This window comes from Enterococcus sp. C74, assembly GCF_040887125.1.
In the GTDB taxonomy this organism is placed as follows: domain Bacteria; phylum Bacillota; class Bacilli; order Lactobacillales; family Enterococcaceae; genus Enterococcus_B; species Enterococcus_B hirae.
Map to the genome: position 1 here is coordinate 439,866 of NZ_JBFOFA010000001.1, position 21,023 is coordinate 460,888.

General features: G+C 37.5%; 24 protein-coding genes. 22 read left to right on the forward strand and 2 right to left on the reverse strand.

What is annotated here, in order from left to right; genetic code table 11:
- Positions 1-18: 18 nt before the first annotated feature.
- The 21 genes from rplU to recN all read left to right on the forward strand — a co-directional run bounded on the left by rplU (position 19) and on the right by recN (position 18,975).
- The gene (gene rplU, locus AB3H93_RS02165) at positions 19-327 is read left to right on the forward strand and encodes a 50S ribosomal protein L21 (RefSeq protein ID WP_010719808.1); all 309 of its coding nucleotides are present in this window, start codon (positions 19-21) and stop codon (positions 325-327) included.
- A 28-nt stretch (positions 328-355) separates the two neighbouring features.
- Positions 356-700, forward strand: coding sequence for a ribosomal-processing cysteine protease Prp (locus AB3H93_RS02170; RefSeq protein ID WP_010719807.1), 345 nt, complete (start codon positions 356-358; stop codon positions 698-700).
- Positions 701-712: 12 nt separating this feature from the next.
- Positions 713-1,006: a 50S ribosomal protein L27 gene (rpmA, locus tag AB3H93_RS02175; RefSeq protein ID WP_010719806.1), complete on the forward strand. Its 294-nt coding sequence runs from the start codon at positions 713-715 to the stop codon at positions 1,004-1,006.
- Between the two features lie 306 nt (positions 1,007-1,312).
- The gene (locus AB3H93_RS02180) at positions 1,313-2,422 is read left to right on the forward strand and encodes an acyltransferase family protein (protein WP_063626741.1); all 1,110 of its coding nucleotides are present in this window, start codon (positions 1,313-1,315) and stop codon (positions 2,420-2,422) included.
- Between the two features lie 441 nt (positions 2,423-2,863).
- Entirely contained in the window at positions 2,864-5,689 is a 2,826-nt protein-coding gene (locus AB3H93_RS02185) for a sigma 54-interacting transcriptional regulator (RefSeq protein ID WP_053766119.1), read from the forward strand.
- A 195-nt stretch (positions 5,690-5,884) separates the two neighbouring features.
- A complete protein-coding gene (locus AB3H93_RS02190; RefSeq protein ID WP_010719803.1) occupies positions 5,885-6,376 on the forward strand; it encodes a mannose/fructose/sorbose PTS transporter subunit IIB in 492 nt (163 codons plus the stop codon).
- A gap of 98 nt (positions 6,377-6,474) precedes the next feature.
- Positions 6,475-7,464, forward strand: coding sequence for a mannose/fructose/sorbose PTS transporter subunit IIA (locus tag AB3H93_RS02195; protein ID WP_010719802.1), 990 nt, complete (start codon positions 6,475-6,477; stop codon positions 7,462-7,464).
- Between the two features lie 32 nt (positions 7,465-7,496).
- Positions 7,497-8,300, forward strand: a complete 804-nt coding sequence (locus AB3H93_RS02200) for a PTS mannose/fructose/sorbose transporter subunit IIC (protein WP_010719801.1) — start codon at positions 7,497-7,499, stop codon at positions 8,298-8,300.
- Between the two features lie 21 nt (positions 8,301-8,321).
- On the forward strand, positions 8,322-9,236 hold the full coding sequence (locus tag AB3H93_RS02205; protein WP_010738207.1) for a PTS system mannose/fructose/sorbose family transporter subunit IID: 915 nt from the start codon (positions 8,322-8,324) through the stop codon (positions 9,234-9,236).
- A 116-nt stretch (positions 9,237-9,352) separates the two neighbouring features.
- Positions 9,353-9,727, forward strand: a complete 375-nt coding sequence (locus tag AB3H93_RS02210) for a DUF956 family protein (RefSeq protein WP_010719799.1) — start codon at positions 9,353-9,355, stop codon at positions 9,725-9,727.
- Between the two features lie 172 nt (positions 9,728-9,899).
- The gene (locus AB3H93_RS02215; protein ID WP_010719798.1) at positions 9,900-10,145 is read left to right on the forward strand and encodes a GlsB/YeaQ/YmgE family stress response membrane protein; all 246 of its coding nucleotides are present in this window, start codon (positions 9,900-9,902) and stop codon (positions 10,143-10,145) included.
- 189 nt (positions 10,146-10,334) lie between these two features.
- On the forward strand, positions 10,335-11,399 hold the full coding sequence (locus AB3H93_RS02220) for a Xaa-Pro peptidase family protein (protein WP_126344473.1): 1,065 nt from the start codon (positions 10,335-10,337) through the stop codon (positions 11,397-11,399).
- Positions 11,400-11,634: 235 nt separating this feature from the next.
- Positions 11,635-12,060 (forward strand): Asp23/Gls24 family envelope stress response protein, encoded by a 426-nt coding sequence (locus AB3H93_RS02225; RefSeq protein WP_010719796.1) that lies wholly within the window; start codon positions 11,635-11,637, stop codon positions 12,058-12,060.
- A complete protein-coding gene (nusB, locus tag AB3H93_RS02230; protein WP_010719795.1) occupies positions 12,053-12,502 on the forward strand; it encodes a transcription antitermination factor NusB in 450 nt (149 codons plus the stop codon). Before AB3H93_RS02225 ends, nusB begins: the two co-directional genes overlap by 8 nt.
- A 93-nt stretch (positions 12,503-12,595) precedes the next feature.
- Positions 12,596-13,441, forward strand: coding sequence for a bifunctional methylenetetrahydrofolate dehydrogenase/methenyltetrahydrofolate cyclohydrolase (locus AB3H93_RS02235; RefSeq protein ID WP_063626747.1), 846 nt, complete (start codon positions 12,596-12,598; stop codon positions 13,439-13,441).
- Positions 13,442-14,782, forward strand: coding sequence for an exodeoxyribonuclease VII large subunit (xseA, locus tag AB3H93_RS02240; protein WP_368020058.1), 1,341 nt, complete (start codon positions 13,442-13,444; stop codon positions 14,780-14,782). It begins immediately after the preceding gene.
- 5 nt (positions 14,783-14,787) lie between these two features.
- Positions 14,788-15,012 carry an exodeoxyribonuclease VII small subunit gene (locus AB3H93_RS02245; protein WP_010719792.1) on the forward strand — a complete coding sequence of 75 codons (225 nt, stop codon included), beginning with the start codon at positions 14,788-14,790 and terminating at the stop codon, positions 15,010-15,012.
- Complete coding sequence (locus tag AB3H93_RS02250; RefSeq protein WP_010719791.1) at positions 15,012-15,896, forward strand: polyprenyl synthetase family protein; 885 nt, start codon at positions 15,012-15,014, stop codon at positions 15,894-15,896. Before AB3H93_RS02245 ends, AB3H93_RS02250 begins: the two co-directional genes overlap by 1 nt.
- 14 nt (positions 15,897-15,910) lie before the next feature.
- A complete protein-coding gene (locus tag AB3H93_RS02255) occupies positions 15,911-16,729 on the forward strand; it encodes a TlyA family RNA methyltransferase (protein WP_010738204.1) in 819 nt (272 codons plus the stop codon).
- Between the two features lie 99 nt (positions 16,730-16,828).
- Complete coding sequence (gene argR / locus AB3H93_RS02260; RefSeq protein ID WP_010719789.1) at positions 16,829-17,278, forward strand: arginine repressor; 450 nt, start codon at positions 16,829-16,831, stop codon at positions 17,276-17,278.
- 17 nt (positions 17,279-17,295) lie between these two features.
- Positions 17,296-18,975, forward strand: a complete 1,680-nt coding sequence (gene recN / locus AB3H93_RS02265) for a DNA repair protein RecN (RefSeq protein WP_368020059.1) — start codon at positions 17,296-17,298, stop codon at positions 18,973-18,975.
- A gap of 222 nt (positions 18,976-19,197) precedes the next feature.
- Here the strand turns inward: recN and AB3H93_RS02270 are convergent, their stop codons facing one another.
- Positions 19,198-19,314, reverse strand: coding sequence for a DUF4044 domain-containing protein (locus AB3H93_RS02270; protein ID WP_010719787.1), 117 nt, complete (start codon positions 19,312-19,314; stop codon positions 19,198-19,200).
- A 69-nt stretch (positions 19,315-19,383) separates the two neighbouring features.
- A complete protein-coding gene (locus tag AB3H93_RS02275; RefSeq protein ID WP_010719786.1) occupies positions 19,384-20,340 on the reverse strand; it encodes a magnesium transporter CorA family protein in 957 nt (318 codons plus the stop codon).
- Positions 20,341-20,595: 255 nt separating this feature from the next.
- Here AB3H93_RS02275 and AB3H93_RS02280 point away from each other — a divergent pair, with 255 nt between their 5' ends.
- Positions 20,596-20,964 carry a DUF3397 domain-containing protein gene (locus AB3H93_RS02280; protein WP_010719785.1) on the forward strand — a complete coding sequence of 123 codons (369 nt, stop codon included), beginning with the start codon at positions 20,596-20,598 and terminating at the stop codon, positions 20,962-20,964.
- Positions 20,965-21,023: the final 59 nt, after the last annotated feature.

Below are 21,023 nucleotides of genomic sequence, written 5' to 3' on the forward strand. Positions count from 1 at the left end.
AAGGAGGTGCTTTATAGCATGTACGCAATTATTAAAACTGGTGGTAAACAAGTAAAAGTTGAAGTTGGACAAGCAATCTACGTTGAAAAACTTGACGTTGAAGCAGGTGAAAAAGTTGTTTTTGACGAAGTTATCTTAGTAGGTGGCGAAACTACAAAAGTAGGCGCTCCAATTATTTCTGGTGCAACTGTTGAAGGTACTGTTGAAAAACACGGCAAACAAAAGAAAGTCGTTACTTTCAAATACAAACCTAAAAAACATTCACACCGTAAACAAGGTCACCGTCAACCATACACAAAAGTGGTTATCGACGCGATCAACGCTTAATTAGCGCTTGAGAAAGAAGGCCTGAATAATGATCAAAGGAACATTTAAACGTAATGACGCTGGTCAAATCGTTTCATTTACTTTGACAGGGCATGCTGATGCTGGTCCTTATGGGAGTGATATCGTCTGTGCAGGAGTTTCTGCATTAGCGATCAGTACTGTCAATGGGATTGCCTCATTAGCTGGTTTTGAACCAATTGTCGAAATGAATGAAGAAGAGGGCGGTTATTTATATACCGAAGTCACTTCAGGATTGACACAAGAGCAAAACAATATTGCCGAGATTCTATTAGAAAATCTCTTGTTGGGATTACAATCGATAGAAGCTGAAAATTCAGAATATATCCAAATTAAAACAATTAATGATAAATAGGAGGTGCAGACCATGTTGTTATCAATGAATCTACAATTCTTTGCCCACAAAAAAGGTGGCGGTTCTACATCTAACGGACGCGACTCAGAATCAAAACGTTTAGGTGCTAAACGCGCTGACGGACAAACAGTTACAGGTGGATCAATTCTTTACCGTCAACGCGGTACAAAAATTTATCCAGGTGTGAACGTGGGTATTGGTGGAGACGACACTTTATTTGCTAAAGTTGACGGAGTAGTACGTTTCGAACGTAAAGGCCGCGACAAAAAACAAGTGTCTGTTTATCCAGTAGCTCAAGAAGCTTAATGAACAGTTTGCTCTATCCCTTATTACGTAAAGGATAGAGCTTTTTTTATGACTTTTAATGAAAACGGTTGACAAAAAAGGTGCTTAAACATAAAAATCAATACCATTCTTTATTTTTTTATTCAAAATCCTGTGCTTATCATTAGTTAAAATGGAAATTACATATTAAAAAACGAACGTCATTCTAAATGATCGGTTTGAAAAAAATAAAAAACGTTTCTCATTTGAAGTATAACAACATATGAGTAGAAAAAATCACTACTATTTGTGAATGTTGTATTGTATACTGAGATTTAAAAAGGAGTGATGAATGAAAAAATGAATTTAAATAACGTTTCAAAGCGTTTGTATAAATGGGACAATTTAAAGGCTTTATTAATTTTCCTGGTTGTAGTAGGTCATTTAATTGATCGGGCGAATCAAAAGAGCGACTTGTTAATGAAAATTAACTATTGGATATATATGTTTCATATGCCAGCATTCATCTTTGTTTCTGGTCTATTCAGCAAGAATACAATTCGTAACAAGGATTTCCGTAAAAGTTTTAGATATCTCAAATGGTTTTTCATTTTAAAAATTATATTTTTGATTAGCACTTTTCTCTCTTCAGGTTCTTTAAGCTTTTCCTTTTTAACAGAAAGCGGACTGCCGTGGTATTGTTTTGCTATTTTTGCTTTTCAATTAATCAGCATGGTTATTGATGGATATGACAAATACTGGGTGCTAGGCATAGCTGTTGTAATTGGTTGTTTGGCAGGATATGATGCAAATTTGGGAGATTTTCTATGTTCTTCAAGAATCTTAACTTTCTTTCCATTTTTTTATGCTGGATACTTAATTGATTATCAAAAAATGTCAAATTATCTAAACAATTTTAAGATCAAGTTGTGCGCGTTGTTCCTTTTGTCAGGAAGTTTTTTTGTCGTTTATTTTAAGTTATATGGCACCTCACTGACGATGGGATTTTTGACCGGTAGAAATGCTTATGCGAATGTAAGCGAATTAGTAGGTCTTTATGGTGGTTTTTTCCGATTTATTTACTATATTGCAGTCTTCCTTATAATCAGTAGTTTGGTTGCTTTGATAAGTAATAAACGACTGTTTATTACGAGTTTTGGAGAATTATCCTTGATCATATATATGTTGCATATACCTATCGTCAGAATAGTGAATGATAAACTTCATTTGGATTTGTTTATTAAAAGTTTTGGTGTACCGCAGAGTATTACGATTCTAATAGTAACTATATGTATTTTCTTTTTGTGCAGAATGGAGTGGGTTCATAAGCCGTTAAACAAAATTCTCTATTTTAATGTTCCTGAAAAAACAGATAATTTGGTAAAAGGAAATGGGTATTTTAAAAGCTTTTTTTATGACCGTACTTTGACCATACTTGATAGTAAAAATGAAGAATAATTAGATGGTATGATGAGCGTATTATTATAGAAGACAAGTGTTTCGGTTATACGATCGGAGTTAATAAAAGTTCACTAGAAAATATTGGATTGGAAGTGATTGTTTATCCGAGCGCTCAATAAACAGAATAAATTGAATAAACAATGAACTAAACTCAATGAAAAAAGTTCTCTCTTGTTGATTAAGAGGAGAGCTTTTTTGTCTGTGTTTCATTACAATAGATAAAATGTTTTATCGGCGCAAGCACTTCGATCCGATCATTTTAAAGAAAAGCTTTAAGTTGAAGGGGACGCTTTTGGATTATTCTAATGAGACAAAGAGTAGCTGATCCAGTCAATACTTCTTTTAATAAGAGATATTTACTGTAAATAGTTGACGAAATGGAATTAAATTTATAGTATTATGTTTTGAAGCCAGTTAATGAAAAAGGGGCGAAACCAAATGGCGAAGCGCATTGATCGAATTTATACGTATGTCAAAGAAAAAACGGCTCATCTAAAACCGATTGAATATGATCAAGGGGTCACAACGAAAGAGATAGCTGAGGTTTTAGGAATCCAACGGACCAATAGTAGTAAAGATTTGAATCAGTTGGTACGTGAAGGAAAATTGTTGAAAACCGATGGACGACCTGTACGTTACATATATCAAAAAAATGTTGCCTATGAACAACCGACCGCCAAACATGTCATAAGCTATAAAGAAGAAAGAGTACCAGTAGAAAAAGCAAGGATTCAGATTGATACGAAAGATATTTTTGCTAAGATCATTGGTGCAAATGGGAGTATGAAAAACTCGGTTGAGCAAGCGAAAGCCGCCATTTTATATCCGCCGAGAGGTCTGAATTGTTTGATCACTGGACCAACTGGATCGGGGAAAACCTACTTTGCACATGCGATGTTTCATTTTGCCAAAGCCAATCACGTCATTAGTGAAGACAACGAGTTGATCGTCTTTAACTGTGCCGACTACGCTAATAACCCGGAATTATTGATGAGTCACTTGTTTGGGTATGTCAAAGGTGCTTTTACTGGAGCAGAAGAGGAAAAAACCGGAATCATTGACCAAGCAGATGGAGGAATGTTGTTCCTAGATGAAATTCACCGGTTACCACCTGAAGGGCAAGAAATGATCTTTTACTTCATGGATCATGGTACCTATAGTCGATTAGGAGAAACAACAAAATCTCATGAAGCAAATGTTCGGATCGTGGGTGCAACAACTGAGGACCCTGGTTCTTCTCTATTAGAGACCTTTGTTCGAAGAATACCGATCAATATCAAGTTGCCATCTTTTGAAAAACGCCCTGCAAATGAAAAAATCGACCTGGTTAAAATCATGATCGCCCATGAAGCTAACCGTATCCAGCGGCAAATTTCGCTAACTGAAGATGTTGTTAAAGCGTTGATCGGTAGTGTAACCTATGGGAACATCGGTCAGTTGAAATCGAATATCCAATTGATTTGCGCTCGTGGTTTTTTAAATCATATCAATTCTCCAGAAATCTCGATTACGATCGATGATTTGACGGAAGGGATTAGAAGTGGATTGATCCAATTAGCAAGTAATCGAGTAGCGATGTCCGAACTATCGAAGCTATTGGAGCCTAAAATTACGGTGTACCCTAACGACACAATCATGAAGATTCAATCTGATTCTTATGAACTACCCTATAACCTTTATGACATTATTGGGGACAAAGCAGCACTATTAAAGTCTGACGGATTAGATCAAGAAGCCATCAATCATTTTATTTCAACGGATATCAACATCCATTTGAAATCTTTTTACAAGGATCATGGATTCTCGTTCAATGCTGATAATAAACTAGCTGAGTTTGTTGATCCTAAAATCATCGAAGTCACCAATCAAATATATATAATGGTAAAAAATGCCTTGCCATATGAGTTTCAGCAAAATTTTATCTACGCAATGAGTCTGCATATCAGTTCTTTTTTAAAAAGAATCAATATCGGTGAAGAGCGCCATACGAATGATAATATACGTGAAATGGCAATTGATTTTCCAGTGGAATATGAAGTAGCGAAAGAAGTTAGAAAGTATATTGAGGAGTATTTCCAAGTAACGATTCCAGATAGCGAAGATTACTATCTCACTGTCTTGCTTGTGTCGCTAAGGGCAAATCAAGCAAGCGGTCGTATTGGGGTAGTCGTGGCAGCACATGGTAATAGTACAGCAAGCAGCATGGTTCAAGTGGTCCAACAATTATTAGATGCAGACAATGTACGAGCGGTCGATATGCCATTGGATATGGATCCTAAAACGGCGCTTAGTCGGATCGAACGAATGGTGCAAGAGGTGGATGAAGGCAGTGGAACGATCTTATTAGTGGATATGGGTTCGCTTGCTTCATTTAATTCTCAGATTCAGCGAGATACAGGAATTCCTGTGCGGACAGTTGACATGGTGACGACCTCTTTGGTATTAGAGACGGTTCGCAAAGTTTCTGTGTTAGGTACGGATTTAGATATGTTATACGATTCCTTGAAAAATTTCCGTGGTTATGCAGAAATTTCGATGGAAAAAACACCTGAACCGACCGCACTCAGAAAAAAAGCCATCTTAGCTATTTGTGCATCTGGTGAAGGAACCGCACAACGAATCAAAGAATTGATCGAACGTTCTGTAAGTAAACGGCAAGATGTCGAGTTGACTGTTTTGGCACTCTCTGTTTTAGAATTGGAAAAAGAATTGCCTAAATTAATTGAAAATTACCAAGTCATTGCGACTACTGGAATTACAGATCCGCAGATTGCTGCGCCATTTATTCCATTGGAGCGGTTTATCGATCAAAATATCGAGTTGATTTTAGATCAATTATTACTTGAGGCAGAATTAGATGAAACAGAAGAAGTGCCATTGAGTGAAGAAACTGCAAAACAGACTTGTGTGAAATTTATTGAACAAAATTTTACATTTATCAATGGAACCAAATTGATTGATCCTTTATGGAATTTTAGTGATCAAGTGTCTGAGAAGCTATCGATTGAGAATCATGGATATAGTTTTAAAATCAATTTAGTTTTACACACAGTGGGGATGATTGAACGGATTTTATTAAACGAGCCATTGAATGTTGAATCAGACGAACTGGAAAAAGCGATGGAAGATCCATTGTTTTCGTCTATCCAACAATTGTTATCCCCGTTGGAAAAGACCATCAGATTTGAAACACCTTCATCTGAAGTTTATTATTCATTCAAGCTGATTCGTAATGAATTGGCAAAAAATGAATACACTAAATGAAAAATACACAAAAAAGATACACTGTTATTAGTGTATCTTTTTTGTGTATTGCTTCGAAACGCCTTAAAACCCTTTAGTGTATTAATAAAAAGTTGGCACGGTTCTTGCTTTTATATAAATGTGCCAATAGATGGTTATACACACAGAAAATGAGAGGGGTTTCTGTGAAGTAGTTTAACAAAAGGAGATTTGCTGATGGATATTCGGTTAGCGCGTATAGATGATCGTTTGATCCATGGACAAGTTGCAACGGTCTGGTCAAAATTGACCGGCGTGGAACGCATCATTGTTATTAGTGATTTAGTAGCCCAAGATAAATTGAGAAAGTTTCTTTTAAAAGAAGCTGCTCCACCGGGAATCATCGCAAATGTGATCACGGTGAAAAAAATGATTCAAGTTTATCAAAGCGGTTTACTAGCAACGACGAAAGTGATGCTTTTATTCACTAATCCTCAAGACGTTGAGAAAATTGTCTTAAGTGGTGTACAGCTGGATTCATTGAATATCGGTGGGATGAGTTTTTCTGAGGGGAAGACGATGATTACAAATTTTGTGTCAGTCGACCATAAAGATATTGCATCGTTCCAATTCTTGAATCAGCAAGGTGTAGAATTAGAAATTCGCAAAGTACCCGCAGATAGAAAGATCCTTTTGATGGAATTACTAGCAAAAGCCAAAAAGGCATAATATTGTTGTTGGAAAATGGTCAAATTCATCTGTTGTAATGGTTAGCAATTATTTTAATATTTGATTTGTTACAACAAAAAGAAGTAGGAGGTATAAATATGGTAGGGATTATCCTTGCAAGTCATGGACAATTTGCTGAAGGTATCTTGCAATCAGGTTCAATGATTTTTGGCGAACAAGAAAACGTCAAAGCAGTCATTTTAAAACCAAGCGAAGGTCCAGATGACTTGAGAGCCAAATTAGAAGAGGCTGTTGCTTCTTTTGATAATCAAGACGAAGTATTGTTCTTAGTTGATTTATGGGGCGGAACACCGTTCAATCAATCAAACACATTGTTTGAAGAACACAAAGACAAATGGGCAATTGTTAGTGGTTTGAACTTGCCTATGTTGATCGAAGCTTATGCGTCACGTTTTTCAATGGAATCTGCTCAAGAAATTGCAGCACATATCATTGAAACAGCAAAAGATGGTGTGAAAGTGAAGCCAGAAGAGCTTGAACCACAAGAAGCACCAAAAGCAGAAGTTTCTGATGGACAACCTAAAGGTGCATTACCTGAAGGAACAGTAGTTGGCGACGGTAAGATTAAATATGTTTTAGCACGTGTTGACTCACGTTTATTACATGGTCAAGTTGCTACTGCATGGACAAAAGCTGTTCAACCAAATCGGATCATCGTTGTTTCAGATGCTGTATCAAAAGATGATTTACGTAAGAAATTGATCGAACAAGCTGCTCCTCCAGGGGTTAAAGCAAACGTTATCCCAATTTCTAAAATGATCGAAGTTGCTAAAGATCCAAGATTTGGGAATACAAAAGCTTTGCTATTGTTTGAAAATCCTGAAGACGTGTTGACAGCTGTTGAAGGCGGCGTTGACATCCAAGAATTAAACGTAGGTTCAATGGCCCACTCAGTTGGGAAAGTTGTCGTAAGTAAAGTTTTATCAATGGGCCCTGAAGACGTAGAGGCATTTGAAAAACTAGAAAGCAAAGGAGTTAAATTTGATGTACGTAAAGTACCAAATGACTCTCGCGACAATATGGACGAAATTCTTAAAAAAGCTAAGTCTGAATTATCTAAAGCATAATTCAAAAAACTAATATTTATAGGAGGCTTATCATGTCTATTATTTCAATGATTTTAGTCGTATTCGTTGCCTTTCTAGCAGGGATGGAAGGGATTCTGGATGAATTCCAATTTCATCAACCTCTAGTGGCATGTACATTAATAGGTTTAGTAACAGGTAACCTTGAAGCAGGTATCGTATTAGGTGGTACTCTTCAAATGATCGCTCTTGGCTGGGCAAATATCGGAGCTGCTGTAGCACCAGATGCTGCATTGGCATCAGTTGCATCTGCAATTATTTTAGTATTAGGTGGTCAAGGTGTTCGAGGCGTTCCATCAGCTATTGCTATCGCAGTACCACTTGCTGTTGCTGGTTTGTTCTTAACAATGATCGTACGTACAATCGCTGTTCCTATCGTTCACTTGATGGATGCTGCTGCTGAAGAAGGTAACATCCGCAAAGTTGAAATGTGGCACATCATTGCAGTATGTTTACAAGGTATCCGTATTGCAATTCCTGCTGGAGCATTATTATTCATCCCAGCTCAAACTGTTCAATCTTTCTTAGAATCAATGCCTGCATGGTTAACAGACGGTATGGCTATTGGTGGGGGAATGGTTGTTGCTGTAGGTTACGCATTAGTAATCAACATGATGGCAACTAAAGAAGTATGGCCATTCTTCGTTATCGGTTTTGTTGTAGCTGCAATTACTCAATTAACATTGATTGCCCTAGGTGCTTTAGGTGTTGCTTTAGCTCTTATCTATTTGAACCTTTCTAAAATGGGAGGCTCTTCAAATGGTGGCGGAGGAAGCAACTCAGGTGACCCTCTAGGCGACATTTTGAATGACTATTAATCTTGAAGGAGGAAAATAAAAATGGCAGAAGAAAAAATTACTTTATCTAAAAGAGACCGTTTAGCTGTTGCATGGCGTTCTACCTTCATTCAAGGTTCATGGAACTATGAACGTATGCAAAATGGTGGTTGGGCTTTCTCAATGATCCCAGCAATCAAAAAATTATACAAAACGAAAGAAGAGCGCACAGCAGCTCTTAAACGTCACTTAGAATTTTTCAACACACATCCATATATTGCTTCACCTATCTTGGGTGTTACGCTAGCATTAGAAGAAGAACGCGCAAATGGCGCTCCAGTTGACGATGTAGCGATCCAAGGGGTTAAAGTTGGTATGATGGGACCTCTTGCTGGTGTCGGTGACCCAGTATTCTGGTTTACTGTTCGTCCGATGTTAGGAGCTCTTGGTGCTTCTCTAGCAATGGGTGGTAATATTCTTGGACCAATCATCTTCTTCTTAGGTTGGAACATTATTCGTTGGTCATTCATGTGGTATACACAAGAATTTGGTTACAAAGCTGGTTCTAAAATCACAGATGATTTATCTGGTGGATTATTGCAAGACGTAACAAAAGGTGCATCTATCTTAGGGATGTTCGTATTAGCCGCCTTAGTACAGCGGTGGGTATCGATTAAATTCTTGCCAGTTGTATCAACTGTTAAGTTAGATAAAGGTGCTTACATTGAGTGGGATAAATTACCTGCTGGTGGCGAAGGAATCAAGAGTGCTTTTGAACAAGTAAACAGTGGTCTAGCACTTAGTCCTGAAAAAGTAACAACTTTACAAGATAACTTAGATCAATTGATCCCAGGGTTAGCTGCTTTAGCATTGACATTACTATGCATGTGGTTATTGAAGAAAAAAGTTTCTCCAATTGTCATTATCTTAGGTCTATTCGTTGTCGGTGTAGTTGGCCATGTTGTTGGTCTTTTATAATAAGAATCTAGCTCGGGCGTAGCCCCGAGCTTTTTTTATCAAAAAGTAGATGCTGCTTGAGATTTCAACATTGAAACGATAGTATACTAGATAGATAAAATAATAGGAGTGATTAAATGGTTCAATCAATCAATACAAAAGTTGATTTGGTAATTGATGCCACTGCGTTTACTGGTTTGACTGATTATGGGAAAATCATGATTGGAGACCGAGGATTCGAATTTTATCATGCGAGAGACACTCGGAAATTTGTTCAAATCCCTTGGGAAGAGATTGATTACGTCATCGCATCCGTTATGTTCAAAGGAAAATGGATTCCGCGCTATGCCATTCAAACAAAGAAAAATGGTACATATACATTTTCTTCTAAAGAACCCAAAAAAGTACTTCGCGCTATCAGAAAATACGTAGATCCTAGTCGTATGGTTCAATCCTTGAGCTTTTTTGATGTAGTGAAACGTGGTGTCAAAAGTATCTTCAAACGCAAGTAGAAAAACACGAATGGATGCTCTTCGCAGCATGTCATTCGTGTTTTGTTTTGTGTTTCGCTTTTTCTTTTGTGTGCGGTGTCATTATCTAGGTCAGCTTCAACACTGGTTCAATCATTTGCTCCTAATAATTTTCCTATGCTAGAATGAAACTGTAAAGAAGGAGGTTATTAGTATGGGTTGGATATGGACTTTAATCGTTGGTGCAGTCATCGGAGCCATTGCTGGAGCAATTACCAGTAAAGGAAATTCTATGGGTTGTATCACAAATATCATTGCTGGATTGATTGGTTCAAGTATCGGTCAAGCAATTTTTGGTAACTGGGGACCACATGCAGCTGGTATGGCACTTATTCCATCAATTTTAGGCGCAGTTATTTTAGTGGCAGTTGTTTCATTCTTTTTTGGGAAACGATCATAATCAAATAGATTAACGCTTAGCCAATAGTTTTGCAGATAGAAGTAAATAGTTAAGGCAAATCTGAAACTGATTTGTCTTAACTATTTTTGTTTTACTAAGTTTATTAAGAAAATTTGTTTTATCTGCTGTGTCAGAAAGAAAATTTGCTATAATAGAAAAAAGAGAGCAAAGAAAGAAGGAATTTCATTTATGATGCTACGAGTAGAAAAATTGCGTAAAAAAATGCAAGAAGAAAATTTAGATTCATTTTTGATCACTAGTCCATATAATCTTCGTTATTTGACTAATTTTACTGGTACGACAGGCTTAGCGGTCATCACATTAGAAAAAGCCTTTTTTATTACTGACTTTCGTTATACCGAGCAAGCAGCAGCTCAAGCTCAAGGATTTGAGATCATCAAAAATGTAGGACCGATTTTTGAAGAAGTAGCTGACTTAGTTCAAAAAGAAGGACTACGTGAACTTGGTTTTGAAGAAACAACTGTTTCCTTCTTAGAATATTCGGTATTAGAAGAGATCATTGATGCGCAACTGATTCCTATTTCGGGCATGATTGAAGAACTTCGAGAAATCAAAGACGAAGAAGAAATTGCGATTATTGAAAAAGCTTGTAGTATTGCAGATTTGGCATATGACCATATTCTCAAGATGATTCAACCGGGAATGACAGAGATCGAAGTTGCCAACCAATTAGATTTTTATATGCGTTCACTTGGAGCGTCAGGTGTTTCTTTTGAAACAATCGTTGCTAGTGGTTTACGCTCAGCTATGCCGCATGGAGTTGCTAGCAAAAAAATCATTGAACAAGGCGATTTGATCACAATAGATTTTGGATGCTACTATGAAGGTTATGTTTCTGATATGACACGAACATTTGCGATTGGTGACCCAGGAGAACAATTAAAAGAAATTTATCAAATCGTTCTTGAAGCCCAGCTAGCAGTTCTGGAAGTAGCTAAACCAGGAGTTACCGGTAAGCAACTAGATGCTGTAGCTAGAGATTACATTACGAAACATGGTTATGGCGAAGCTTTTGGACACTCAACAGGACATGGAATTGGCTTAGAGATCCATGAAGGACCCAATGTTTCAGTTCGAGCTGAGAAACAGTTTGTTCCAGGAAATATTATTACCGACGAACCAGGCATTTACTTACCAGGTATCGGTGGCGTTAGAATCGAAGATGATTTATTGATTACTTCTAATGGAAATCGCGTGTTGACGCATTCACCAAAAGAGTTGATCATTTTATAATAAGCGTAGCCTAAAGCATCATTCACTCAGACTTTGTTATAGAAAATCACTTGATTTAATGATACACTATAGAAGACAGCAAGCTTTGAAAACAAAGCGTAATTTGTTTGAGAAAAAGACTCTCAAATAGGCAAGTGAACAGTTTACCTTTATACGTTTCGAATGAAGAATAAGTGAAAGAACGGTTCATTCGTAGGCAACAATCTGTGTAGAGGCAAAAGGAGGAATAGATAAAATGGCAGAGGACAAAAATTTAGTTTTGAATGCGACTCAAGAGCTTGGTGAAATTGTCATTGCGCCAGAAGTCATTGAAGTGATTATTGGTATCGCTGCTTCAAAAGTAGAAGGCGTTTATGGAATGCGTGGAACATTTGCCAGCAACGTAACGGAATTATTAGGGCGTGCAGCGCATGGTAAAGGTGTCTATTTAGTAAATGATGAAGATGGGTTAAAAGTAGATCTTTATTGCTATTTAGAATATGGGGTTTCTGTTCCCAGAGTAGCGATGGAAATGCAAGAACGCGTGAATCAGCAAGTTCTTTTCATGACAGACATTGCTTTAGCAGAAGTCAATGTTCATGTGGTAGCAGTCGTACCGGAAAAACTAGAACAACCAGCAATTGAAGAACTTTTTGAAGACGAAGAGGAAGAAAATGAATAAAGAATTATCAAGACACGAAATTCGTGAAATGGCTTTACAAGCATTATTTCCATTAGATTTTAATGCTGATTTGACCAAAGAAGACGCAATTTTCCATGCAATTGAGTTGGATCACAAAGAAATGATCAATGAAGAGGAGTCAGAGTTTGTTCCTGTTTATTTAGATACATTGGTTGGCGGTGTGTGTGCGAAAAAAGGCGAATTAGACCAAACCATTGAGAAGCACCTCAAAGGAAACTGGCGCATCAATCGTATCTCTAAGATGGATTTGATCATCTTGCGTATCGCCATCTTTGAAATGAAGTACATTGAAGATGTACCATCCGCAGTCGCATTGAATGAAGCCATTGAATTAGCCAAAACTTTTAGTGATGATCAATCACGTAAGTTTGTCAACGGTGTATTATCTAATGTTTTAAAAGAGATTGAAGCTGGGGCATAGTCCCAGCTTTTTTCTATGAAAACAAGGAAACGGGTTCTAAAAGCTTGTTTATCTATGGTAGAATGAAAGCACAAAAAATCTGGGAGTGATCGTATGGCAGAATTGATTAATGGAAAAGAACTAGCTGAAAAAATGCAAGCAGAGATTGCGATAAAAGTGAGCGAATTAAAAACAAAATCGATCTCCCCCGGATTGGTCGTTTTATTAGTAGGAGAAAATCCAGCCAGTCAGGTTTATGTACGTAATAAAGAGCGTTCCGCAAAATCAATCGGGATCCATTCAAAAGTTGAACGTTACCCAAGCACGATCTCTGAAGAAACGTTGTTAGCTGAAATCGAAAAATATAATCAAGACCCAAATTTTCACGGGATTCTTGTTCAGTTGCCATTGCCAAAACACATTGATGAAGAAAAAGTCTTATTAGCAATTGATCCTAAAAAAGATGTAGATGGTTTTCATCCAATGAATTTAGGACGATTATTAGCTGGTAACCCGGATAAGATTCCTTGTACGCCATATGGCATCATGAAAATGTTCGCAGCTTATGATATCGATTTGGCAGGGAAGCGGGCACTGGTAATCGGACGTAGCAATATTGTAGGGAAACCAATGGCACAATTATTATTGATGGCAGATGCTACAGTAACGATTGCTCATTCAAAAACGGCTAACCTTGCTGAACTTGCAAAAGAAGCTGATATTTTAGTCGTAGCGATTGGGCGAGGCCATTTTGTTACTAAGGAATTTATCAAACCAGGCGCAGTGGTGATCGATGTTGGTATGAATCGTGATGAGCATGGGAAATTGATCGGTGATGTAAAATTTGATGAAGTAGAACCTTTAGCAAGCTATATCACTCCAGTCCCTAAAGGAGTAGGACCTATGACGATTACGATGCTGATGTATCAAACCGTGCTGGCTGCTGAAGCAGGTGAGTAGATGACACAAGAATATTTAACAGTAACCACATTAACCAAGTATTTAAAAAGGAAATTTGATGTAGACCCTTATCTTGAAAGGGTCTATTTAACAGGTGAAATCTCGAATTTTCGTTTGAGAGCAAATGCACATCAATATTTTAGTTTAAAAGATGACCATGCGAAAATCTCAGCAATCATGTTCAAAGGTGCATTTCAAAAATTACGTTTTCAACCTAAAGAAGGGATGAAAGTATTAGTTGTCGGACGGATTTCTCTTTATGAAGCTTCTGGTTCTTATCAGATTTACGTTGAACACATGGAACCTGATGGTGTAGGAGCGCTATATCAAGAATTAGAAGAACGAAAAGAAAAATTGCGAAAAGAAGGTCTTTTTAAGCCGGAACATAAGCAAGCTCTTCCACGTTTTCCAAAAAGAATTGCAGTTTTGACCAGTCCAAGTGGTGCAGTTATCCGAGATATCATCACAACTGTCAAAAGACGTTACCCCATCGCCCAACTCGTCCTATTCCCAACGGTGGTGCAAGGAAATCAAGCAGCTGACAATATCGTTGAAAATATCCGTCGTGTTGAAGAACTGGGAGATTTCGACACGATGATCATTGGACGTGGCGGCGGATCGATTGAAGACTTGTGGCCATTTAATGAAGAAAGAGTAGCACGTGCCATTTTTGAGGCACGAACACCTGTGATTTCTTCAGTTGGACATGAGACGGATACTACTATTGCTGATTTAGCAGCAGATGTACGAGCAGCCACACCAACGGCGGCAGCTGAATTAGCTGTTCCTGTTTTATCTGAAGTATTGTTGAAGCTGAAAGAACGGCAAGCAAGGCTTGAACAGGCCTTTTTGCGTCAAATTCAACGCAAACAAGAACGTTTTGAACGAGCAAAACAATCATATGTTCTCCGTCAACCGGAACGTCTGTATGAAGGACAAACAATTAAGCTTGATCAGTTCAAACAGCGCTTGTTCCAAGCGACACAACAAATTTATCATTTGAAAGAAAAACAAACGGTTCGCTTGAACCATCAGTTGGCACAAGTTGCACCGACTTATCGAGTGAAATCTGCCAAGCAAGAAACAGACTACTTAGAGAAGCGGTTAGCTGAAAAAATGGAGCAATATATGCAGAGCCAGCAGCAACGTTTCCAACAAGCGATTCAATCATTAGATTTGCTTAGTCCGTTGAAAATCATGGGGCGAGGATACAATTACACAACAATCGAAGGGCGTGTCGTGAAAAGTGTGACAGAGATGAAGCCTGAGGATACGATCACGATCCATTACCAAGACGGACAAGTGAATGCTACGGTACAAGAAGTAGAAGAAGGAGAATGATCAATATGGAAAATCCGACATTTGAGGAATCATTACAAGAATTAGAAAAAATTGTCATGGAATTAGAACAAGGTGATGTACCTTTAGAATCTGCTTTAGATGCTTTTAAACGAGGAATGGAATTAAGTAAGCATTGCCAAGATACTTTAACTAAAGCTGAAAAAACCTTGACGAAAATGATGTCAGAGGCAAATGAAGAAGTTACTTTTGAAGGAAATGAGGAAGCATAATGAAGTTGGCTGATTTTTCAACGATCCATCTATCTTCTGTAGAAGAAGAAATTGTTTCTTTTCTAAATGACTACACTTCTGATGAACAGTTGAAAGAAAGTATGCTTTATTCCGTTCGCGCTGGAGGCAAACGGATTCGTCCTTTGCTTTTACTTAGTACAGTAGCTGCGTTTGGCGAATCGATCAATACAACAACTTATCAAGTAGCAGCTGCTTTGGAAATGATCCACACGTATTCGTTGATTCACGATGATCTTCCGGCAATGGACAATGATGATCTACGCCGCGGGAAACCAACAAACCATAAAGTCTACGGGGAAGCACTGGCTATTTTAGCAGGAGATGGGTTATTGACAGGTGCCTTTCAACTCATCAGTATGGCTCATTTAGCGAACTCACCAAAACTTTTACTGCTGCAACAATTAGCAATCAATGCTGGTACCCAAGGGATGGTTGCTGGTCAAGCAGCGGATATCGAGGGAGAAACAAAACAATTAACATTAGAGGAATTAATGTTTATCCACGAAAGAAAAACTGGTCGCTTGATGCACTACGCTTTATTAGCGGGAGGAGTATTAGCAAACCAACCGGAGGAAGTTTTAGCTAGCCTACAAAAATTAGCCAGTCATCTAGGCCTTGCTTTTCAAATTCGTGATGATCTGCTCGATGTGGTTAGCACGACTGAAGTATTAGGTAAAACAGCTGGTAAAGATGCTAAAATGGAAAAAACGACCTATCCAGGTTTATTAGGTATCGAAGAAACAAAAAGCGCACTTGAAAATGAGATTGATGCGGCGAATCGAATGATTGATCAGTTAGAACAAACGGTGTGTTCATTTGATGGGCAACTTTTACGTCAATTAGTTCAGCAATTCAGTGTATAGAAATGGAGAAAAAAATGGAAAAAGAACGCGTAGACGTTTTAGCAGTCAAACAAGGCTTGTTTGAAACGAGAGAGCAAGCCAAACGTTCAGTTATGGCTGGTTTGATCTATAACGAAAAAAATGAACGTTTCGATAAGCCAGGGGAAAAAATCCCTGTAAGTAGTGAATTACAGATCAAAGGCAAAAAATTACCTTATGTTTCTCGTGGAGGATTGAAATTAGAAAAGGCACTAAAGGTCTTTGATTTATCTGTAGAAGGTAAAATATTATTGGATATTGGAGCATCAACGGGTGGTTTTACCGATGCGGCTTTACAAAATGGTGCAAAAATGAGTTATGCTCTGGATGTTGGGTATAATCAATTAGCTTGGAAAATCAGACAAGATGAACGAGTTGTAGTAATGGAAAGAGCGAATTTTCGTTATGCCAAACCAGAAGATTTTCAAGAAGGAACCCCAGAGATTGCCGTCATCGATGTATCATTCATTTCTTTACGTTTGATGTTAGTGCCATTACACGAAATTTTAGTTGACGGTGGCGAAGTGATTGCTTTGATCAAACCACAATTTGAAGCGGGGAAAGAAGCAGTTGGCAAGAATGGGATCGTTCGTGACCCTCAAACACATGTACAAGTGATTGAGGATATTTTACACTTTGCTGCGATGCATGGGTATGATGTATTAGATTTAAGTTATTCGCCAATAACCGGTGGAGAGGGGAACATTGAATTTTTAGCCCATTTGAAAAAAGTTTCTGATCAAGGAACGTTATCTCCAGATGTGGCGCCCGAAAAGATCGTCCAAGAAGCCCACAACCAGTTTAACCACAAATAATGACGGGCAAGCAATAAAGAAGACAGCGGATTCTTCTTTATTAAGCGTTTGAAATAAGCTATCATAGTAAGGAAGAATACGTAAAGGAGCGAAGAACGTATGCGAAAAAAAGATCGGCATCGTTTGATTACCCGGCTACTAAATGAAAATGATATCAGAAAACAAGAAGAATTTGTGGAGATCCTGAAAAACAAAGGGATTTCAGTGACGCAGGCAACGATTTCCAGAGATATCAAAGAACTCAAACTCATCAAAGTTCCTGCAGCTGATGGAGGTTATCGCTATAGTCTTCCTGCAGAAACTACTGAAGACGTTAGTACGAAATTAGAAAAGTTATTGAAAGATGCATTTGTGGCTGTTGATCAAATGGAAAAATTTGTCATTTTAAAAACTTTACCAGGCAACGCTTCTGCTGCGGCTAATTTAATTGATAAACGATATAAAAAAGAATTGTTTTCCATCATTAATGATGACGATAATGTGTTGATGATCACACGAACAGAAGAAGATGCAGTTGCATTGAAAATGGATTTTTTACATTACCTTTGAGTTGAGGAGTGGTTGCCTTGTTACAAGAGATCAGTATTACTAATTTTGCGATTATTCCGGAATTGCATTTGTCTTTCCATAAAGGAATGACAGCTCTAACTGGCGAGACCGGGGCAGGTAAATCGATTATCATTGATGCCCTTGGATTACTGGCTGGTGGTAGAGGCTCCAGTGATTATATTCGCCAAGGAGCCGATAAGTGTATCTTAGAAGGGTTGTTTGAATGGCCAAGTCAAGAAGGATTTACTGAATTGATGGAAGAACTTGGCATCGAATCAGATGGTGATAACTTGATTGTTCGTCGTGATATGGCATTAACGGGTAAAAATGTCTGCCGAGTCAATGGACATATTGTTACGCTGGCAAACCTTAGAAGGATCGGAAGTTATCTAGTTGATATTCAAGGACAAAATGAACACCAGGAGCTATTACAACCAGAAGCCCATTTAAATTTATTGGATCGTTTTGGTGATCGTACTTTTCAACAACAAAAGAAAAAATATCAAAAAGAGTATGCTATCTATCGTGAGCTCGAACGAAAAATGCGGAAAGTCCAACAAAATGAAAAATCATTTGTTCAACGGATCGACATGCTTCATTTTCAACAAGAAGAAATCGCAGCAGCTGATTTACAAGTTGGCGAAGAGGAACAGTTAAGCGAGGAAAGAGAAAAATTAAGCAATTATCAAAAGATCGTGGATAGTTTTGCTAGTGGTTATAGTGCATTGAGTGCGGGAGAACCCAGTAGTGTGGATAACGTTGGTTTAGCTGTTTCTGAACTACAAAGCATTGCTCATCTAGATAATGAATATGAAGCAATCGTTGAGAATGTTCAAAGTGCTTATTATTTACTTCAAGATGCCATTGGTGACATGAGTCGCCAAATCGATCTGCTGGAATTGGATGAAAACCGATTAGAAGAAGTCAATCAACGGCTTGAATTGATTCGTCAGTTGAAACGCAAATATGGGGAGTCAGTGGAAGCAATCCTTGATTATTACGAAGAAATCACTAAAGAACTGGATTCTTCTGATTTCTCAGAAGGTCAACTAGAAAAAATGCAACTGGAATTAACTAAAAAAGAAACGTTCTTGCAAGAACAAGCATTAGCACTGCATAAAACAAGAAAAAAAATCGCTAAAGAACTAGAAAAATCAATCTTAACGGAATTAAAAAGTCTATATATGGAAAACACGGAGTTTGAAGTCCGTTTTTCATCTGAAAAAAATGGACAATTAGATGCTAATGGATTGGACCAAGTGGAATTTTACATAACCACAAATCCTGGAGAACCATTGAAGCCATTAGTAAAAGTTGCCTCAGGTGGGGAACTATCACGTATGTTGTTGGCGTTAAAAACTATTTTTTCTTCAGAACAAGGTGTGACTAGTATCATTTTTGATGAAGTGGATACAGGAGTAAGCGGTCGAGTTGCCCAAGCGATTGCGGATAAGATCTCACAGATCTCATGTCACTCACAAGTTTTGTGTATCACCCATCTACCGCAAGTCGCTGCAGTTGCCGATTTTCAATACTATATTCAAAAAGAAGTCATTAATGGGCGTACCCAAACATCGGTTACCGAACTACAACCCACACAACGAGAGACCGAAATTGCCCGAATGTTAGCTGGAAGCGAAATTACCCCACTAACAGTCGAGCATGCCAAAGAATTATTACGCTTAGCAAGTAAATAGAAAAATAGGTAGAAGCCTGAGCAGTCTAAGAGAAGAGGATATCTTAGAATGAACAGTTATTTGACTCAGAGATGCTACTTGTATGGCAGCAACTAAAACGACACTTGGCTTTCTTATAAAAAACGAACCATTAGCAAGCGAACATTCTTTCCTAGCAAGGTAAAAAACAAGTCCCGCACTTCTTTTTGGGAAGTGCGGGACTTGTTGGTTTTTAAGCCATTCTTACATGACACTCATAACTGCAGTCAAGACAACTGAACCAATCGTTAAGATCAACATGGTCCAAACAACGAATTTAGTGATTTTTGAAAAAGTACTTGTTTGTTTATTCTCGCGCATAATTTTTACCTCGAAATTTTTTAGTTGTCTTTAGTTTAACTCCTTTTACTTTTCTTCACAAGGGGACGGTTACAAAAACTTTCCCTTTTTTAAATAATAAGCAGTAGCGATACTGATAAAAATCATCAGTAGAATAATCCATAAAAACGCATCGTCCCTTCCTGCAATAGGAAGCTTGATATTCATTCCATATAGACTACCAATGATGGTCGGGATCGTTAAGATGATCGTTAGAGAAGTTAAAATTTTCATAATATTGTTTAGATTATTAGAAACAATCGCTGAAAAGGTTTGATTCATTTGTTCAACTAGTTTTAATTGAATTCGAGCGGTAGTGCGTGATTGTTCTGTTTCAATAATCACATCATGGAGATGGTTTTTTAAAGCGTGGTTTTCTTGAATCGTTTTGTTTTTTACTAAGGTTTTTAAAGTGGTCAAGTTAGCCGTGGTTGCTTCTTTGAAATAAACCAAGCTTTTTTGGATATCCATGATTTGATACAGTTGACTATTTTCTGTTGAGACACGCAATTGTTTTTCCAAGACATCGCATTGTGATTGTAAGGTGCTGAGATAAGTATTGTAGGAAAAAGTAATTTGCCACAATAATTGCATGAAGATATTTAAGTTGGCTGGTAAATCATTTTCAGTAAAAGCTTGACTAAATACTTTTTTCAAAAAGAGTGGTTCATGATTCGTAATTGTGATAAGCTTTTTTTTAGGTGTCACAATAATAGAAAAAGGGTAAGTATCTACTTGAAAATAGCCACTTGGGCTTGTTTTTGGAAACGGGTATTGCAATAATAATAACGCTGGTTTTGTTAATTTGGTCTGATTAAATTCTTCTTCTCGTGAATTTTCAGCATCGTCTAAAATAGAAGTAATGTAATCAGACGGAATTTGAAATTGGTGTGTGATTTGCTGGATTTCATCTTCACTTGGACGTTCGACGCAATACCAAATCGTATCTGCTGTTTCTTTTTGAGTATTGACCAATTGTCGATCCTCGATAGAAAAATACTTGATCATTTTTGAACCTCCTAATACGCTCTTTCATCTATTATAACGAATATCAGAATAGAACACAGTGAAAGAGCTTGGAAAATGGGATTGGCTAGGAACAGGAAAAAGGTAGTATTAAAGGAGTGGACTCATACAATTTGGATTAGATTTTTATCTAAGAAGTAAAAATAGTAGAAAACTTTATAAATTTAAAATAAATGAAATAGTTGTGTAAAATACATCAGGTATACTTGAACCAACTATGAAAGGGAGTTTTGTTAGATGGGCACTTTTACGCCACTTGTTTTATTTTGGTATATCTTTCCAGCCATCGTGTTGTTTGGCTGTAATTTTTTAGTGAAAATTTTTTCATTAGATCGTCGTTTTAAAATCAAAGCGCCTGATCTTGCCGTGCCTTTTTTATGGGGAGGGATGCATGCATTGTCACGCAATTCTGCGACAGTTTCCTTCCTGCCTTTCTTTATGATTTCACTTTTGTTGATGGCGATTTGTATCGCTGTATTCCAGGCATATTACTATGATGAAATTATCTATTCACGTTATCTTAAAATGACTTGGCGTTTAGCTTTCTTGTTAACAAGTGGTTTTTATGTCGTTTTAATCGTCTTAAATCTTCTCTCGTATCTTTGATAAAAAGCCAATCAAGCTGTAAAAAGACTTTTTAAAGACTTTTTACAGCTTGATTCTTA

Bases quoted from the DNA above. Each gene is read 5' to 3' on its own strand.
- rplU (WP_010719808.1), top strand. From the start codon at position 19: ATGTACGCAATTATTAAAACTGGTGGTAAACAAGTAAAAGTTGAAGTT.
- AB3H93_RS02170 (WP_010719807.1), top strand. From the start codon at position 356: ATGATCAAAGGAACATTTAAACGTAATGACGCTGGTCAAATCGTTTCA.
- rpmA (WP_010719806.1), top strand. From the start codon at position 713: ATGTTGTTATCAATGAATCTACAATTCTTTGCCCACAAAAAAGGTGGC.
- AB3H93_RS02180 (WP_063626741.1), top strand. From the start codon at position 1,313: ATGAATGAAAAAATGAATTTAAATAACGTTTCAAAGCGTTTGTATAAA.
- AB3H93_RS02185 (WP_053766119.1), top strand. From the start codon at position 2,864: ATGGCGAAGCGCATTGATCGAATTTATACGTATGTCAAAGAAAAAACG.
- AB3H93_RS02190 (WP_010719803.1), top strand. From the start codon at position 5,885: ATGGATATTCGGTTAGCGCGTATAGATGATCGTTTGATCCATGGACAA.
- AB3H93_RS02195 (WP_010719802.1), top strand. From the start codon at position 6,475: ATGGTAGGGATTATCCTTGCAAGTCATGGACAATTTGCTGAAGGTATC.
- AB3H93_RS02200 (WP_010719801.1), top strand. From the start codon at position 7,497: ATGTCTATTATTTCAATGATTTTAGTCGTATTCGTTGCCTTTCTAGCA.
- AB3H93_RS02205 (WP_010738207.1), top strand. From the start codon at position 8,322: ATGGCAGAAGAAAAAATTACTTTATCTAAAAGAGACCGTTTAGCTGTT.
- AB3H93_RS02210 (WP_010719799.1), top strand. From the start codon at position 9,353: ATGGTTCAATCAATCAATACAAAAGTTGATTTGGTAATTGATGCCACT.
- AB3H93_RS02215 (WP_010719798.1), top strand. From the start codon at position 9,900: ATGGGTTGGATATGGACTTTAATCGTTGGTGCAGTCATCGGAGCCATT.
- AB3H93_RS02220 (WP_126344473.1), top strand. From the start codon at position 10,335: ATGATGCTACGAGTAGAAAAATTGCGTAAAAAAATGCAAGAAGAAAAT.
- AB3H93_RS02225 (WP_010719796.1), top strand. From the start codon at position 11,635: ATGGCAGAGGACAAAAATTTAGTTTTGAATGCGACTCAAGAGCTTGGT.
- nusB (WP_010719795.1), top strand. From the start codon at position 12,053: ATGAATAAAGAATTATCAAGACACGAAATTCGTGAAATGGCTTTACAA.
- AB3H93_RS02235 (WP_063626747.1), top strand. From the start codon at position 12,596: ATGGCAGAATTGATTAATGGAAAAGAACTAGCTGAAAAAATGCAAGCA.
- xseA (WP_368020058.1), top strand. From the start codon at position 13,442: ATGACACAAGAATATTTAACAGTAACCACATTAACCAAGTATTTAAAA.
- AB3H93_RS02245 (WP_010719792.1), top strand. From the start codon at position 14,788: ATGGAAAATCCGACATTTGAGGAATCATTACAAGAATTAGAAAAAATT.
- AB3H93_RS02250 (WP_010719791.1), top strand. From the start codon at position 15,012: ATGAAGTTGGCTGATTTTTCAACGATCCATCTATCTTCTGTAGAAGAA.
- AB3H93_RS02255 (WP_010738204.1), top strand. From the start codon at position 15,911: ATGGAAAAAGAACGCGTAGACGTTTTAGCAGTCAAACAAGGCTTGTTT.
- argR (WP_010719789.1), top strand. From the start codon at position 16,829: ATGCGAAAAAAAGATCGGCATCGTTTGATTACCCGGCTACTAAATGAA.
- AB3H93_RS02270 (WP_010719787.1), bottom strand. From the start codon at position 19,314: ATGCGCGAGAATAAACAAACAAGTACTTTTTCAAAAATCACTAAATTC.
- AB3H93_RS02275 (WP_010719786.1), bottom strand. From the start codon at position 20,340: ATGATCAAGTATTTTTCTATCGAGGATCGACAATTGGTCAATACTCAA.
- AB3H93_RS02280 (WP_010719785.1), top strand. From the start codon at position 20,596: ATGGGCACTTTTACGCCACTTGTTTTATTTTGGTATATCTTTCCAGCC.